At 70.1% G+C, this 14,382-nt stretch carries 11 protein-coding genes and 1 pseudogene; 6 read left to right on the top strand and 6 right to left on the bottom strand.

Annotated features, from left to right (window positions below):
• Position 1: 1 nt before the first annotated feature.
• The 3 genes from STRBO_RS0100445 to aspS form a co-directional block, all read right to left on the bottom strand.
• On the bottom strand, positions 2 to 541 hold the full coding sequence (locus STRBO_RS0100445; protein WP_202500229.1) for a hypothetical protein: 540 nt from the start codon (positions 539 to 541) through the stop codon (positions 2 to 4).
• 260 nt (positions 542 to 801) lie between these two features.
• Positions 802 to 1,806: an intradiol ring-cleavage dioxygenase gene (locus tag STRBO_RS0100440; protein WP_005483124.1), complete on the bottom strand. Its 1,005-nt coding sequence runs from the start codon at positions 1,804 to 1,806 to the stop codon at positions 802 to 804.
• Positions 1,807 to 2,183: 377 nt separating this feature from the next.
• Positions 2,184 to 3,947 carry an aspartate--tRNA ligase gene (aspS, locus tag STRBO_RS0100435; RefSeq protein WP_005483123.1) on the bottom strand — a complete coding sequence of 588 codons (1,764 nt, stop codon included), beginning with the start codon at positions 3,945 to 3,947 and terminating at the stop codon, positions 2,184 to 2,186.
• A 360-nt stretch (positions 3,948 to 4,307) separates the two neighbouring features.
• Here aspS and STRBO_RS0100430 point away from each other — a divergent pair, with 360 nt between their 5' ends.
• Complete coding sequence (locus STRBO_RS0100430; protein WP_202500228.1) at positions 4,308 to 6,983, top strand: SpoIIE family protein phosphatase; 2,676 nt, start codon at positions 4,308 to 4,310, stop codon at positions 6,981 to 6,983.
• Positions 6,984 to 7,100: 117 nt separating this feature from the next.
• Here STRBO_RS0100430 and STRBO_RS44275 read toward each other — a convergent pair whose 3' ends face one another.
• Positions 7,101 to 7,283, bottom strand: a complete 183-nt coding sequence (locus tag STRBO_RS44275; protein WP_005483121.1) for a hypothetical protein — start codon at positions 7,281 to 7,283, stop codon at positions 7,101 to 7,103.
• On the opposite strand from STRBO_RS44275, the pseudogene STRBO_RS44270 reads away from it, so the two are divergent.
• Positions 7,207 to 7,452: pseudogene (locus STRBO_RS44270) on the top strand (BRO-N domain-containing protein); the annotation flags it as partial. The gene STRBO_RS44275 and the pseudogene STRBO_RS44270 sit on opposite strands and share 77 nt — an antisense overlap.
• A 585-nt stretch (positions 7,453 to 8,037) precedes the next feature.
• On the opposite strand, the gene STRBO_RS0100415 reads toward STRBO_RS44270, so the two are convergent.
• A complete protein-coding gene (locus STRBO_RS0100415; protein ID WP_005483120.1) occupies positions 8,038 to 9,009 on the bottom strand; it encodes a pirin family protein in 972 nt (323 codons plus the stop codon).
• Between the two features lie 276 nt (positions 9,010 to 9,285).
• Positions 9,286 to 9,780, bottom strand: a complete 495-nt coding sequence (locus tag STRBO_RS0100410; RefSeq protein ID WP_005483119.1) for an SseB family protein — start codon at positions 9,778 to 9,780, stop codon at positions 9,286 to 9,288.
• A 149-nt stretch (positions 9,781 to 9,929) separates the two neighbouring features.
• On the opposite strand from STRBO_RS0100410, the gene STRBO_RS0100405 reads away from it, so the two are divergent.
• The 4 genes from STRBO_RS0100405 to STRBO_RS0100390 all read left to right on the top strand — a co-directional run bounded on the left by STRBO_RS0100405 (position 9,930) and on the right by STRBO_RS0100390 (position 14,376).
• Positions 9,930 to 11,756: an acyl-CoA dehydrogenase gene (locus tag STRBO_RS0100405; RefSeq protein ID WP_005483118.1), complete on the top strand. Its 1,827-nt coding sequence runs from the start codon at positions 9,930 to 9,932 to the stop codon at positions 11,754 to 11,756.
• Positions 11,757 to 11,989: 233 nt separating this feature from the next.
• Entirely contained in the window at positions 11,990 to 13,288 is a 1,299-nt protein-coding gene (locus tag STRBO_RS0100400; RefSeq protein WP_005483114.1) for a M18 family aminopeptidase, read from the top strand.
• A gap of 120 nt (positions 13,289 to 13,408) precedes the next feature.
• Positions 13,409 to 13,642, top strand: a complete 234-nt coding sequence (locus tag STRBO_RS0100395; protein WP_005483113.1) for a DUF6458 family protein — start codon at positions 13,409 to 13,411, stop codon at positions 13,640 to 13,642.
• Between the two features lie 242 nt (positions 13,643 to 13,884).
• Entirely contained in the window at positions 13,885 to 14,376 is a 492-nt protein-coding gene (locus STRBO_RS0100390; RefSeq protein WP_005483108.1) for an LURP-one-related/scramblase family protein, read from the top strand.
• Positions 14,377 to 14,382: the final 6 nt, after the last annotated feature.

Raw genomic sequence — 14,382 nt, 5'->3', positions numbered from 1 at the left:
ATCAGTACGACGCCGGAGGGAGACCGCCAGTTGCGAACAGTCGGGTGGAGGTCCCCGCCGCCGGGTCCGCCCCGTCCCGCGAACCCCGCTGGGGCGGCCCGCACCGGCCGGCCGGGTCGAGCGGCCTGCTGATCGCACTCCGGACCGTCGACGGCTCCTCGGCACGGCCGTCCACCCCCGGCACCGTGCCCATGCCCAGTGCCGCACGTGCCGCCCCCACATGGCGCAGCCCCTCGACCGCCGTGTGCGTCACCCGCGTGTACTCGTCGGGCGTGCGGGCCCGGGTCAGCTGGGCGCGGGCGGTGCGCAGACACTCCGTCGCCTCGGTCAGGGACTCCCCGGCGGCGCCGCCCGCGCCGGCCTGCGCGCGTACGTCGATACCGGCCAGACCGCCGCCCAGCCGTACGACCCAGCGGTTGGCGTCCGCCTCCGCGTCCAGGCCGGACGACGGACCGGGGTCGTCCACGGACCGCCGCCGCGCGACGATCGCGACCACCGCCCCGACGATCAGCAACACCGCCACCAGCACTGCCGGCTTCATGGCCTCCTCCAGCTCCGACGTTTCGTCCCGTACGGCCACTTCGTCCCGTACGGCTGGTACGCCACCGTACGCTTCGTACGGGTTCCCTCACCCTGTACGTCCCATGACACCCCTTCCCGCTGTGCTCATCCGTCGACAAACCTGTGCGTCCCCTGATGAGTCCCCCTGCGGGTACCCGGCGCCCGACAAACGAGCGCACGCCGAAGGCCCGGAACCCTGGGGAGGGGTTCCGGGCCTGCCGTACGCCGGTTCGGCCGGGGTCAGCCCGCCGTGGCGGACTCCGACGCGGTGGCCGAGGCACCCGGCTGGACGGAGTCGTCCGTGCCGGTGTGCGTGGCCTCCGGGTCGACGCCGACCGTGATGGAGCCGACGACACCGCGGGAGATGTCGTTCTTCTTCCTGTACTTCAGCTTGAGCAGACCGCCCTGGACGCCGCCGCCGTCGTAGATCGTGTCGTCGTCGAGGGTCGTGCGCTCGGTCGTGGAGGTCGAGTACGGCTCGACCTCGGCTGAGTCGAGCACGGCCTCCTCGCCGAGGAAGAACTGACCGGTGTGGCAGGTGGTGCCGCCCTCGTAACCGGCGTCCGTCCACTCGCCGTCGACGTGCACCTTCGTGTGGATGTGCACACAGCGGCCCCGGTACCAGCCCGGGAAGATCGTCTCGAAGGTGACGAGGCCGCGCTTGTCGGTCTTCCAGGTGCCGCGCAGATAGCGGGTGTCGCTGGTGGGTTCCTCGTGTCCGCCCCCGCCACCGCCGCCACCCGTCGGCGGCTCACCGGTCGGCACGTCGGTGGGGGTGCCCGAGGGGGCGTCGGTGGGCGGGGTGCCGCCGCCCTCGGAGAAGCTCTCGTAGCCCGAGTAGAGACCGAGCGCGTCGCAGTGCCAGATGTCGACGGCCGCGTCGCGGAGCGGCTTGCAGGTCTCGGCGTCGATCACCTTGAGACGGAGGGTGAAGGGGATGCCCTCCTTGTCCTCCGTGATGTCCTGGCGGAGCTTGTCCGCGTCGATGTAGTACGGGCCTTCGGTGGTCTCCGAGGTCAGCTTGTAGCAGTCCTCGCCGGCGCTGGCGCTCGTGGCGGCGAGGGGCTCACCGCTTCCGCTTCCCTTGCCGCCGTTCGTGCCCGCGCTCGCGGTGGCGACGACCGCCCCGCCCACACCCACGGCGGCCACGGCGCCCGCCCCCGCCACGACGACCTTGCGGCGCGTCAGATCGCGCTTGTGCCTCGGCCCGTGGGCCTTCTCGTCTCCGGTCTGGTTTCCCGTCATGGCCAGGAAATTAGGGAGGCCGCCTGTCAATGGCATGAGAAAGGACTGTGCTTTGCCTCGCATTCTCGCGCGGATTCCTCCACAAAAGTAAAGGGGTCCGAGAAGGCCGTCTGTTTCCGGCCCTCTTTTCGGCAGAGGTTCCGTTGAGGCTTGCGTTCGGTCCCGCCCGGCGCACCCCCGAGCCGGCACTCCTCCGGCCTGCCCCGGGCGGCTGCCACCAGGAGCCGACGGACGACTCCCGCTGTCTGCGCGCCACCTGACGCACACCCGCGCGCCGGGAAAAGGCTCCTTCTTCCCGCGCCGCGCATACGAAAGGGGCCTGAAATCGACGAACGATTTCAGGCCCCTTCACGGAAAGGCCGGCGAAAAGGCTTGCCCTACTTCGGCTGGGGCTTGCGCACCGACAGGTGCAGCTCGCGCAGCCGCGCCTCCTCCAACTCCGTCGGCGCGCCCATCATCAGGTCCTGGGCGTTGCCGTTGAGCGGGAAGGCGATGGTCTCGCGGATGTTGGGCTCGTCCGCGAGGAGCATGACGATGCGGTCGACACCCGGCGCGATGCCGCCGTGCGGCGGCGCGCCGAAGCGGAACGCGCGCAGCATGCCCGCGAACTGCTCCTCGACGGTGTCACGGTCGTAGCCCGCGATCTCGAAGGCCTTGAGCATGATCTCGGGCTCGTGGTTCCGGATCGCGCCGGAGGACAGCTCGACACCGTTGCAGACGATGTCGTACTGCCAGCCGAGGATGTCCAGCGGGTCCTGGGACTCCAGGGCCTCCAGGCCCCCCTGCGGCATGGAGAAGGGGTTGTGCGAGAAGTCGATCTTGCCGGTCTCCTCGTCCTTCTCGTACATCGGGAAGTCGACGATCCAGCAGAAGCGGAAGACGCCCTCCTCGAAGTGCCCGGCCCGCTTGGCGGCCTCGACCCGCACCGCGCCCATGATCTTCGAGACTTCCTCGAACTCGCCCGCGCCGAAGAACACGGCGTGACCGGCGGCCAGCGAGAGCCGCTTGGTCAGCTCGGCGACGTTCTCCTCGGTGAGGAACTTGGCGATCGGGCCGGACAGCGAACCGTCCTCGGCCACGCGCACCCAGGCCAGACCCTTCGCGCCCTGCTCGATCGCGTACTCGCCGAGCTGGTCGAAGAACTTGCGCGGCTGGGCCGAGACGTCCGGCACCGCGAGCGCGCGCACGTGCTTGCCGGCGAACGCCTTGAACTCCGAACCGTCGAAGACGTCGGTGATGTCCACCAACTCCAGCTGGGCCCGCAGGTCCGGCTTGTCGGAGCCGTACTTCAGCATCGCCTCGCGGAACGGGATGCGCGGGAAGGGTGAGGTGACGTGCCGTCCCTTGCCGAACTCCTCGAACAGCTCGGTCATGAGCTTCTCGATGGGCTGGAACACGTCCTCCTGCTCGACGAAGGACATCTCCACGTCGAGCTGGTAGAACTCGCCCGGCGAACGGTCCGCGCGCGCGTCCTCGTCACGGAAGCAGGGCGCGATCTGGAAGTACCGGTCGAAGCCCGAGATCATCAGCAGCTGCTTGAACTGCTGCGGGGCCTGGGGGAGCGCGTAGAACTTGCCCGGGTTGAGGCGCGACGGCACGACGAAGTCGCGGGCACCCTCGGGGGAGGTGGCGGACAGGATCGGGGTCGCCATCTCGTTGAAGCCGAGGGCCGTCATCTTGTGACGGATGGCGCTGATCACGGCCGTACGCAGCATGATGTTGCGGTGCATGCGCTCGCGGCGCAGGTCGAGGAAGCGGTACTCCAGACGCCGCTCCTCGTTGACCCCGTCCTCGGCGTTGATCGTGAAGGGGAGCGGGGCGGCCGCGCCGAGCAGCTCGACCTCGCCGACCTCGACCTCGATCTCACCGGTGGGCAGGTCCGGGTTGACGTTCTCGGTGCCTCGCGAGACGACCTTGCCGTCGACGCGGACGGTCGACTCCTTGGAGATCTTGTCCAGCGCCTCGTAGGCCGGGGTGCCCGGACGGGCCACCAGCTGCGTGATGCCGTAGTGATCGCGGAGATCGATGAAGAGGATGCCGCCCAGGTCGCGCCGATTGTGCAGCCAGCCGCTCAGCCGGACGTCGGTGCCGACGTCAGAGGCGCGGAGCTCGCCGCAGGTGTGGGACCTGTACCGATGCATCGTCGTTCATCCAGCCTTCGCTGATCGGGGATCTGGGCGGTGCCTCACGGCCGGTGTCTCACGGCCGATGTTTCACGTGAAACAAACCCAAGGGTACCGGGCACCCCGAGATCACCTCCCCACCATTGATGAGCGGCGGGCACCGTGGAGCAGGCTCCCCGTCTCCGCGACGACCGCACCGCCGACCGGATACGCACGGTCATAGCCATGGGCAGGACCGTAAGCGGTTACTGTCGCTAGCGTCGATTGCCGTCACCTCCGTCGCCACCGGTCGTGGTCGCTTGCCGTGCCCCCGGTCCCGATCGGAGCCCGGCGCAGCGCCGGTGGCACGGTCCGATCAGCTGTTCTTAGAGTGGGTCAATGCGCACTGGTGAGCCCCCGCCCACTGTGGGGGACGTCCTGTCCGCCCTCGCGACGGGACTGTGGACCTGGGACAGCGCTGCCGAAACCGTCACGGTGGACGCCGAGGCCGCCCGTCTTCTGGGGCTGCCCGCGGAGCCGACGACCCTCACCCAGGCCGGGGCGCGAGCACGTCTGCACCCCGTCGACTGGAACGAGATCGTGTCGGTCGTGCAGCTCGCCGTAGCCGAGGACACCCTCGCCGAGGTGCGAATAAGGATCATGGACGAACGCGGCCGGGTGGTCCGCACGGTCCGCAGCCGTTCCAAGCCGGCCTTCGACCCGGTGCGCAAGTCCTTCGAGCTGATCGGCACCCTCCAGGAGGTCACCGAGCCCTCGCCCGCGACCGCCGCCCGCGCCCCGTCCGTCACCGGCGACTGGCGGCGCTCACGTGAGGCGTTCCTGCTGGACGCGGGCCGCGCGCTGGCCGAGGCACGGTCCACGGCCGAGGTGCTGCGGGTCGCCGCGGGCCTGGCGATGCCCGGCTTCTCGCCGGACGGGCTCGCCGTGTTCGGGGTGGAGGCCGACCGCCTCACCGTCATCGGGCACCACGGGCACAGCCAGGGCGACGAGGGCCCCTTCACCCATATGCCGCTGGAGACGGACTACCCGGCGGCCGAGGTGGTCCGCACCGGCCGCGCCGTCTACCTCTCCTCCCCCGAGGAGTACAAGGCGCGCTACCCCACGGCCTGGCCGCTCGCCGAACAGTTCGCCCGGCAGTCGTGGGCGTTCCTGCCGCTGACCGTCGCCGGGCGCACGATGGGCGCGTGGATGGCGGGCTTCACCCACCCCGTCACCTTCACACCCGACGAGCGCTCGGTGCTGACCACCGTCGCCCGCATGCTCGCCCAGGCGCTCTCCCGCGCCGGCGCCGCCGAGACCGAACGTGAGCTGACCGACGGCCTCCAGCGCACGATGCTCCCCACGCTGGGCCCGGAGATACCCGGGATGAGCGTCGCCGCGCGGTATGTCCCCACCGGCGGCGGACTCCAGGTCGGCGGCGACTGGTACGACATGATCGCCCTGCCGAACAGCCGCTTCGCCCTGGTCATCGGCGACGTCCAGGGCCACGACGTGCGCGCCGCCGGGCTCATGGGCCAGCTCCGCATCGCCCTGCGTGCCTACGCCTCCGAGGGACACCCCCCGGACGCCGTCCTCTCCCGCGCCTCCCGCTTCCTGCACGGCGTCACCAACGACTCCGCCGCCCACTTCGCCGACCTGCGCTTCGCGACCTGCCTCTACGTCGAGGTCGACCCGGTCTCCGGCGTGCTCGACATCGCCCGCGCCGGGCACCCCGACCCGGTGGTCCGCATGGCCGACGGCACTGTCCTGGTCCGCCCGACCCCGGGCGGCCTCCCCCTGGGCATCGACCCCGACGCCGACTACCCCACGACCCGCCTCGTCCTCGAACCCGGCGAGACGATGCTCCTCTGCACCGACGGCCTCATCGAAACAGGCGGCCACGACCTCGACACGGGCTGGCGCCGTATCCGCACGATCCTGGAATCCTTCGACACGGTGTCCCCCGGGGACGAGGACAAGAGTGCGGGGGCTTCGGGGGAGGGGCAGCCGAGGGCGCGGGAGTTAACCGTCGGTGGGTCGGAGGGTGCCGGTCCGAAGGCCGACACACCGACTGCCGACGACTCGAAGGCCGACAGCCCGGCGAGTCCCGGGACGGAGGCCGACACACTCACCGTCGACGGCTCGAAGGCCGCCGGACTGGAAGGCTCCGGGACAGACGCCGACGCACGGACTGCCGACAGACCCAAGGCCGACCGGCCGGCCGTCGGCGGGCCGAACGGCAGCGGGCCGGGGGAAAGTCCCCGCACGAAAACCGACGCGCTCACCGCCGACAGGCCGATGGCCGAGGGTCCAGCCGACGGCCGAACGAAGGCCGGCCCACCGGCAGCCGGCCGGCCGACCGTCGGCGAAACGGCGCTCCCCAGCCGGTCAGGCGCCACCGGCGGCTCGCGGCCGGCGCCCGCCCCCACACCCACCCGCCCCGACGCGACCGCCCCCGCCCTCGCCCGTCCACAGCCGGCCGGCCTGGCGCCGGGGCGACTGGAGGCGCTGGCGGACGCGCTCGTGCAGGGGGTGCACGGCCCCTCCTCGCACCACACGCCCGGACCGCTCGCCGACCGGCGGGAGGACGACATAGCGATGCTGCTGCTGTGCCGGGAGAGCGAGGCATGCGACCGGAACGACGGCACCGCCGTACGGCGCACCGCCCTCACCGTGGCCCAGGCGGAGCCCGAACGGATCGCCGGCGCCCGCCAACAGGTGCGCGAACTTCTCCACGACTGGAACTGCCGCGACCAGGTCGACTCCGCGGTCCTCCTCGTCTCCGAGACGCTCACCAACGTCCTCGTCCACACGGACGCCGACGCACTCCTCGTGGCCGAGATGACCGGCGACGGCGGTAAGCGTCGGATGCGTATCGAGGTCACCGACGCCGGCGACGACCTCCCCCACAAGCGCCACCCCGGCGAACTCGCCTCCTCCGGCCGCGGCCTCGTCCTCATGGACGTGCTCGCGGACGCGTGGGGCGTGGACCCCCGCGGCGACGGCAAGAGCATCTGGTTCGAGCTGAACGAAACGGCAGCACCGGGCGGCTCGAACGGAGGGCCGGTCGACTAGCCACGGACGCGGTGAGAAGGCGAAGCCGTCCCACGCCGCCTTCGCAGCAGAATCGACGCCTCTGTCCCCTATCGGGTGAACATCCTTGCTACGGAAACGAGTCACACCGGCGCCTGCCTAGCTTCCGAGGCGGAGGTGATGCTCGATGGACGAGCAGAAGAACACGCCCACGCCGCAGGCGGAACCGACGGCACGCCAGGACGCGATCGACATCAACGACTTCGTGTTCGCGGCGACGGGAGCGCGGGTCCGCAGACTCACACTGCCGGACGGGACGTACTGGTTCCCGGCGGTGGACATCTGCCGAAACCTGGGCTTCGCCCACGTCGGCTCCGCTCTGCGGAACATTGCCGACACGGCCAATTTCGGAAGCGCCGAGACTGTGCTCAGCCAGCACAGTCTCAGCGTTCCCGCAGGTCGAGAGTGGCGACGAGACATGAACCTCGTCAACCTCCATGGCCTGATCCGGCTGGTCAACAGCAGTACCAAACCCGCAGCCGAGCCCTTCAAGACCTGGGTTTCCGAAGTCATCGCCACCATCCAGCGCGACGGCTCCTACGCCCTCGCCCCGGCCCCCGTACAACCCGCCCCCACCGGCGGCACCGCCTACGTCATGCCCCAGCCGGTCGTGGACGCCCTCGTCCGGCTCGAAGAGCGCAACATCCGGGCCGACGAGATGCTGACGGCGTTCCAGGAGGAGCGGAACGACCTGCTGCACCGGATCGACCGCAGCCAGAGCATCATGGCCGACGCCCTTCAGGACATCGCCGCAACCCTCAGGCACCGCTACGACCACACCGCCCCGGAGCCGGAGTTGAGAGACGGGCTGCACCCCGACCGGGGCACCGGTCTACGTCCTGCCGTAGAAACGCGCGGCCCTGACACGGACCCCGGCGGCAGCCCGGCAACAGACAGGCCCGAAGTCGCAAAACGAAGTTGCGGCTTCGGGCCTTGTCGTACAGTACCGGGTTTTACCCACCCACCGCCGCCGAACACCTCGACGCACCCGAGGACGACAGGCGCACCGAAACTCCGGCGAACGGACCGCGCGGGCCTACAACCCCTCGGCGGTCATTCCGTGAACCGCCGGGATCGTGCCCAGGCGCCCCTTCTGGAAGTCCTCGACCGCCTGCTGCAGCTCGTCGCGGGTGTTCATGACGAACGGGCCGTAGTGGGCCATGGGCTCCCGGATCGGCTGTCCGCCGAGGAGGACGATCTCCAGGTCGGAGGCGTTGGAGTCCTGCTGCTCGTCCGCGCGGAAGGTGATCGAGGAGCCCGCACCGAAGACGGCCGTCTGGCCGAGGTGGATCGGCCGCCGGTCCGCACCGACGCTGCCGCGCCCGGCGAGGACGTACGCGAGGGCGTTGAAGTCCTCACGCCACGGCAGAGTGATCTCCGCGCCCGGCGCGACCGTCGCGTGGAGCAGCGTGATCGGGGTGTGGGTGATGCCCGGCCCCTCGTGACCGTCCAGCTCACCGGCGATGACGCGCAGGAGCGCGCCGCCGTCGGGGGTGGTGAGCAGCTGGACCTGGCCGCCGCGGATGTCCTGGTACCTCGGGGCCATCATCTTGTCCTTGGCCGGGAGGTTCACCCACAGCTGGATGCCGTGGAAGAGGCCGCCGGACATGACGAGGGACTCCGGCGGCGCCTCGATGTGGAGGAGGCCCGAGCCGGCCGTCATCCACTGGGTGTCACCGTTGGTGATGGTGCCGCCACCGCCCTGGCTGTCCTGGTGGTCGAAGATCCCGTCGATGATGTAAGTGACGGTCTCGAAGCCGCGGTGCGGGTGCCAGGGGGTGCCCTTCGGCTCTCCCGGCGCATAGTCCACCTCGCCCATCTGGTCCATCATGATGAACGGGTCGAGGTGGCGGTAGTTGATCCCGGCGAACGCACGGCGGACCGGGAAACCCTCGCCCTCGAAACCACTGGGCGCGGTCGTCACGGTGAGCACCGGGCGGGCCACCGCGTCGGCCGGTGCGGCCACACGGGGCAGGGTCAGCGGGTTCTCGACGGTCACTGCGGGCATGTCGGTACCTCCTTGTGCGCTCACTTTAGTTGATTGTTGAACTTTCTGCCAGCCCTAACAGCGCACGAACCTCATCCCATTCCCTCGCCGCGGTTCCGGTCCCCGGGCAACGAAACGCCGCCGGTCCCAGAGGACCAGCGGCGAGGTGACGATCCCGGTCACCGGCGAGCAGCAGGCGACCCGAAGGACCGGAACCCGAACCCGGCCCGATCCGGCCCAGCTCGGCCCGGCCCAGCCCGGCCCAGGTCGGCCCGACCGGCGGAGCCACTCGCGGAGCTACCCGTACATCCGCCGCATCGCGAACTCCACCATCTGCTCCACGGCCTTCGCGTCGAACACCATCCGGTGCTCGCCCTCCATGTCGAGGACGAAGCCGTACCCGGTGGGCAGCAGGTCGATCACCTCCGCGCCGGTGATCACGAAGTACTTGGACTCCTTGCCGGCGTACCGGCGCAGCTCCTTGAGCGAGGTGAACATCGGGATCACCGGCTGCTGGGTGTTGTGCAGCGCGAGGAACCCGGGGTTGTCGCCGCGCGGGCAGTACACCTTGGAGGTCGCGAAGACCTGCTGGAAGTCCTCCGCCGCCAGCTGGCCGGTGGTGAAGGCGCGGACCGCGTCCGCGAGGGAGGGCGGGGACGGCTCCGGGTACAGCGGTGGCTGCTGCCCGTATCCGCCCCCCATCTGGCCGCCGGGCATCTGCCCGGGCATCTGCTGCTGCGGCGGCGGGGCGTACTGCTGCTGGGGGCCGGCGCTCTGGTCGTAGCCGTACATGCGGCAAAGCGTAACGAGTCACAGATGGAGTGCTCGGGGTTGCTTCTTATTACCGATGGGTAGCATCATCGACATAGAAGCTACTTGTTGGTACGCGAACTAGCGCGAGGAGCCAGTGCCTCGCCGATCTCTCTTACGGAGCCGTCGCCATGGGGCACTACAAGTCGAATCTCCGCGACATCGAGTTCAACCTCTTCGAGGTGCTCGGGCGCGACAAGCTGTACGGCACCGGCCCGTTCGCGGAGATGGACACGGACACCGCGAAGAGCATCCTGGAGGAGCTGGCCCGTCTCGCGGAGAACGAGCTGGCGGAGTCCTTCACGGACGCCGACCGCAACCCGCCGGTCTTCGACCCGGAGACCAACACCGCTCCGGTACCGGCCTCCTTCAAGAACAGCTACAAGGCCTTCATGGACTCCGAGTACTGGCGTCTCGGCCTGCCCGAGGAGATCGGCGGCACCACCGCCCCCCGCTCCCTGATCTGGTCCTACGCGGAGCTGGTGCTCGGCTCGAACCCGGCCGTGTGGATGTACGCCTCCGGCCCGGCCTTCGCCGGCATCCTCTACGACGAGGGCAACGACGTCCAGAAGAAGATCGCCCAGATCGCGGTCGACAGGACCTGGGGCTCCACCATGGTGCTCACCGAGCCGGACGCCGGCTCGGACGTCGGCGCCGGGCGCACCAAGGCGGTCCAGCAGGAGGACGGCTCCTGGCACATCGAGGGCGTGAAGCGCTTCATCACCTCCGGTGAGCACGACATGGAGGAGAACATCCTCCACTACGTCCTCGCGCGCCCCGAGGGCCACGGCCCCGGTACCAAGGGCCTGTCCCTCTTCCTTGTCCCGAAGTACCTCTTCGACTTCGAGACCGGCGAACTGGGCGAGCGCAACGGCGTCTACGCGACGAACGTCGAGCACAAGATGGGCCTCAAGGCCTCCAACACCTGCGAGATGACCTTCGGCGACCGTCACCCGGCCAAGGGCTGGCTGATCGGCGACAAGCACGACGGCATCCGCCAGATGTTCCGCATCATCGAGTTCGCGCGGATGATGGTCGGCACGAAGGCGATCTCCACACTGTCGACGGGCTACCTCAACGCGCTGGAGTACGCCAAGGAGCGCGTCCAGGGCACCGACCTGGCGAACTTCATGGACAAGACCGCCCCCAAGGTCACCATCACGCACCACCCCGACGTCCGCCGCTCGCTGATGACGCAGAAGGCGTACGCGGAGGGCATGCGCGCCCTCGTCCTCTACACCGCCTCCATCCAGGACGAGATCCAGGTCAAGGAGGCGGCGGGCGAGGACGCCTCCGCCCTGGAGGCCCTCAACGACCTGCTCCTGCCGATCGTCAAGGGCTACGGCTCCGAGAAGGGCTACGAGCAGCTCGCCCAGTCGCTGCAGACCTTCGGCGGCTCCGGCTTCCTGCAGGAGTACCCGATCGAGCAGTACATCCGCGACGCCAAGATCGACACCCTGTACGAGGGCACCACCGCGATCCAGGGCCAGGACTTCTTCTTCCGGAAGATCGTCCGCAACCAGGGCGCCGCGCTGAACACCCTCGCCGAGGAGATCAAGAAGTTCCTGGCGCTCGGCGAGGGCGGCGAGCAGCTGTCCGGCGCCCGCGAGCACCTGGCCAAGGCCGCCGTGGAGCTGGAGGCCATCGTCGGCCTGCTCCTCACCGACCTCGCCGCCACCGAGCAGGACGTCAAGAACATCTACAAGGTGGGCCTCAACACCACCCGCCTGCTCCTCGCCTCCGGTGACGTGGTCGTCGGCTACCTCCTCCTGCGGGGCGCGGCCGTCGCCGCCGAGAAGCTGGAGACGGCCTCCGCCAGGGACAAGGCCTTCTACACCGGCAAGATCGCGGCGGCGAAGTTCTTCGCGGCCGACGTCCTCCCGGGCGTCACCCTCGCCCGCAAGATCGCCGAGGGTGTCGAGCTGGATCTGATGGAGCTGGACGAGGCGGCGTTCTAGGCGACTCCGGCCGGCTCCACCCGCTGTCGCGTCCCGCCTCACCCCGGACGTGATCGCAGGTGCGATCGCGGGCGTGTCCCGCGCGTGGCTCACGGCCGCATCCCGGCCGCACCCGGTCGTGGCGCCGGACGGACCCTGCCCGTCCGTCCGGCGCCCCTCCTTCGCACGCCCACCACGAGGGCCCGCTCCCATCCCCCGGGAGCGGGCCCTCGTACGTCGTTAAGGTGAACCCCATGCGCACACCCCCACGCTTCGATCGCGGCCACACCGACGACCTCATGACCTTCCTGGCGAGCAGCCCGACCCCGTACCACGCGGTCGCGAGCGCCGCGGAGCGGCTGGAGAAGGCCGGCTTCCGGCAGGTCTCGGAGACCGACGCGTGGGACGGCTCGCTGGGCGGGAAGTTCGTCCTGCGCGGCGGCGCGATCATCGCCTGGTACGTGCCGGAGGGCGCCGACGCCCACACCCCGTTCCGCATCATCGGCGCCCACACCGACTCTCCCAACCTCCGGGTCAAACCCCGCCCCGACAGCGGCGCGCACGGCTGGCGCCAGATCGCCGTGGAGATCTACGGCGGCCCGCTGCTCAACTCCTGGCTCGACCGCGACCTCGGCCTCGCCGGCCGGCTCTCCCTGCGTGACGGCACCACCCGCCTCGTCAACGTCGACAGACCCCTTCTCCGCGTCCCTCAACTGGCCATCCACCTCGACCGCAACGTCACCTCCGACGGACTGAAGCTCGACAAGCAGCGTCACCTCCAGCCCGTCTGGGGCCTCGGCGACGACGTCCGCGACGGCGACCTGATCGCCTTCCTGGAGGAGGAGGCGGGCATCCCCGCCAGCGAGGTCACCGGCTGGGACCTGATGACCCACTCCGTCGAGCCTCCCGCGTACCTGGGCCGCGACAACGACCTGCTCGCCGGTCCCCGCATGGACAACCTCCTCTCCGTGCACGCCGGTACGGCCGCGCTCGTCTCGGTCGCCGGTGCCGCCGACGGCCTCCCGTACATCCCCGTGCTCGCCGCCTTCGACCACGAGGAGAACGGCTCCCAGTCCGACACCGGCGCGGACGGCCCGCTGCTCGGCGGAGTGCTGGAGCGCTCGGTCTTCGCCCGCGGCGGCTCCTACGAGGACCGGGCGCGCGCCTTCGCCGGCACGGTCTGTCTCTCCTCCGACACCGGGCACGCCGTGCACCCCAACTACGCGGAGCGCCACGACCCGACGCACCACCCCCGCGCGGACGCCGGCCCGATCCTGAAGGTCAACGTCAACAACCGCTACGCCACCGACGGTTCGGGGCGCGCCGTCTTCGCCGCCGCCTGCGAGAAGGCCGGTGTGCCGTTCCAGACGTTCGTCTCCAACAACTCCATGCCCTGCGGCACCACCATCGGCCCCATCACGGCCGCCCGCCACGGCATCCGCACCGTCGACATCGGCGTCGCCATCCTCTCGATGCACAGCGTCCGTGAGCTGTGCGGCGCGAAGGACCCCTACCTCCTGGCGAACGCTCTGGCGGCCTTCCTGGAGGGCTGAGCACCAGTCAGGCCCGCAACGGCTGTTACGGAGCGGCCGGTCCGGGTACCCGATGTCGACCGGTAGGACCGAACGACCGGAACGACCGGCCGACCCAACCGGACACTGGAGGGAACACTCATGGGCCTGGGCGGGTGCATCATCCTGATCGCCGTGGGGGCCATCCTCACGTTCGCCACCGACTGGGACATGCAGGGGGTCAACCTCGACCTGGTCGGCATCATCTTCATGATCGTCGGACTGATAGGTGTCGCCACCTTCAGCAGCATCGCCAGGCGCAGGCGGGTGGTGGTACCGCCCACGACCCCGGTGGTCGACGACGACCGGCAGCGGGGCGGCTACCAGGGCTACTAGAACGGCCGGCTCCGTCACCACAACTCCCGTCCGACCCGTCGGCCCCGGCGGCGGCCGGCCCGGTCCCGCTCCCCGTGAGCCGGACCGGGCCGCCCCCGGCCGAAGGGCTGGGCCCGCCTGCGGCCGAGGCCCCACGTTCCGGCGCGGACCTCCGTGCGCGCCCGCCCCGGAAACGGGGCCGGCCTCGTCCCTTCGGCCTATACAGGACGTTTCGGGTCGGGTCACGGGGAACGCCTGTAGGCATGAGATTCCTCGTACGCGACCGGCTCCTCGGCATCGGTGACGACTACTGGATCGAGGACGAGCACGGCCGGAAGGCCTTCCTCGTCGACGGCAAGGCCATGCGGCTGCGGGACACCTTCGAGCTGAAGGACACCCAGGGCCGGGTGCTGATCGACATCCGCCGCAAGATGTTCGCCGTGCGCGACACCATGGTCGTCGAACGGGACGGCGAGCCCCTCGCCACCGTCCGCCGCAAACGCCTGTCCCTGCTGCGCAACCACTACCGCGTCTCCCTGGCGGACGGCACCGAACTCGACGTCAGCGGCAAGATCCTCGACCGTGAGTTCGTGGTCGAGTACGACGGCGAACTCCTCGCCCACATCTCCCGCAGATGGCTGCGGGTCCGCGAGACCTACGGCCTCGACGTCGTACGCGACGACGCGGACCCGGCGCTGCTCATCGCCGTCACGGTGTGCGTGATCAACCTGGCGGAGAAGGAGCGGGACGACTGAGACGAC

It is taken from the genome of Streptomyces bottropensis ATCC 25435, assembly GCF_000383595.1.
Taxonomy (GTDB): domain Bacteria; phylum Actinomycetota; class Actinomycetes; order Streptomycetales; family Streptomycetaceae; genus Streptomyces; species Streptomyces bottropensis.
This window is presented reverse-complemented; position numbering and strand designations above follow the sequence as displayed.